At 43.0% G+C, this 1774-nt stretch carries 2 protein-coding genes; one reads left to right on the top strand and one right to left on the bottom strand.

The window, feature by feature from the left end:
- The first annotated feature begins 28 nt into the window (after positions 1-28).
- The gene (locus E1160_RS00130; RefSeq protein ID WP_155152965.1) at positions 29-907 is read left to right on the top strand and encodes a LysR family transcriptional regulator; all 879 of its coding nucleotides are present in this window, start codon (positions 29-31) and stop codon (positions 905-907) included.
- 37 nt (positions 908-944) lie between these two features.
- On the opposite strand, the gene E1160_RS00135 is transcribed toward E1160_RS00130, so the two are convergent.
- Positions 945-1649, bottom strand: coding sequence for an SDR family oxidoreductase (locus E1160_RS00135; RefSeq protein ID WP_155152966.1), 705 nt, complete (start codon positions 1647-1649; stop codon positions 945-947).
- Positions 1650-1774 lie beyond the last annotated feature (125 nt).

A 1774-nucleotide genomic window follows, 5' to 3' on the forward strand; every position in this document is an offset into this window, starting at 1 on the left:
CTATTTCACTAAAAGATGAAAATTTGTCATGTTACCACCTATCCAAAATATATTGGCATTCGTTACAATCGTAGAGCTAAAACAGCTAAAACGTGCTGCCAGCCATCTGAATTTGACAGAATCCGCGATAAGCCATCAGTTAAGCCGATTGGAAGATCAACTTGGCAGGAAATTGTTAGAAAGAGGTAGAAATGAAGCCTCATTAACATCCGATGGTGAAATCTTTTATGCGTTTGCAACCAATGCCTTGAGAGAATTGCAAAATGGTGTTTCGGCAATCCAATCCCACAATGTGAATAGCATTCATATCACGGCACCTCGCACCATGGTGGCGATGTGGCTAGCGGCGAAAATTCCTGAGTTTTACATAGATCAGCCAAATATAGAATTACGCCTTAGTGCGACGGATCGTGTCTGTAATTTGAAACATGAAAAAATCCATCTTGCGATCCGATCAACACCAAATCTTACAGATGGCTATCGTTATGAGAAATTTTGCGAACAATATATATTCCCCGTAGCAAGTCCTGAGATCGCAAAAGAAATCGCCATAAAAGGATGGGATCAGGTTGTAAAAGAAACTGCCTTTATCTTGAATGAGACACATCAAGGTGAATGGAAACAATGGTCTGAAGAATTTAACATATCCTGTCCAGAGGAAAGGGAAATGCGTCGTTTGGGCAGTTATGATATCGTGCAATCTGCCTGCATTAAAGGTTTAGGGATCGCAATGGGCAGATATCCATTATGTTCGGAAGCTATTCAGGATGGTCGCTTGGTACCGATATTTGAGGATAAAAAATTCTATGATACGCCGTATTATCTGGCATGGTCGGAAGATAGTCCAAATTATAAATCTTTAAGAATTGTCAGGGATTGGCTGTTGGAACGTAAACCAATAGATTGAAGTGACCGTCCTATTGCAGGACGGTCATCTAAAAATATCAGCTGAGCAACCAGCCACCATCTACATCGACAGTCGTGCCGGTTACAAATTCATTTTGTACGACAAAAAGAATACCTTTTGCTACCTCTTCCGGCTGACCCGGACGCGGGATCAGGTTATCTTTGGTCATATCGGCCAATTGTGCATCCCGTACGGTCACATCATCGCCAAACATAGGTGTGCTGATGAGGCCCGGGGAAACTACATTGATACGGCGCGGGGCCAATTCCGGTGCGATGGCCCGCACAAAAGCTTCTACAGCGCCCCCGACAGATGCCAAGGCAATTTGGCCCGGACGGCATTTGCGTGCGGGTGCGCCACTTACCAAAACAATATTTCCTTTTTCTGATAAATATTCGGTACCGTAACGAACTGCATTGGTGTAGCCCCATAATTTATCAAAGGAAGCCTGATAGCTATCCATATCCATTTCTAAAAACGGGCCTTTTGCGCGGCTGCCACCTGTGGCGGCACTGATTAAAATATCGTAAGGGCCGCATTCTTTGAACAAAGCCTTTAAGGCATCCGCATCACGGACATCGCATTTTCTGGTGCTGATATTATCACCAAGGTCACCTGCTTTTTCTGGATGGCGGCTGATGGCAATAACGTCTGCTCCTAAATCTGCCAGTTGTTTACATGTGGCTAAACCAATACCAGAAGTGCCACCAAAGACCAGAGCCTTCTTACTTGATAAATTCATTGATATTTCCTCAAATAAATTTTTATTTTATTTCGATATAAAAACGTTTATTTTTCATCTAACTGTGTGCCATTGAGATAATCGGCAGGAAATCCATCGGATACGTAGCTTTGATATCTTGCTAA

The organism is Curvivirga aplysinae, from assembly GCF_009711445.1.
GTDB lineage: Bacteria > Pseudomonadota > Alphaproteobacteria > UBA8366 > Aestuariispiraceae > Curvivirga > Curvivirga aplysinae.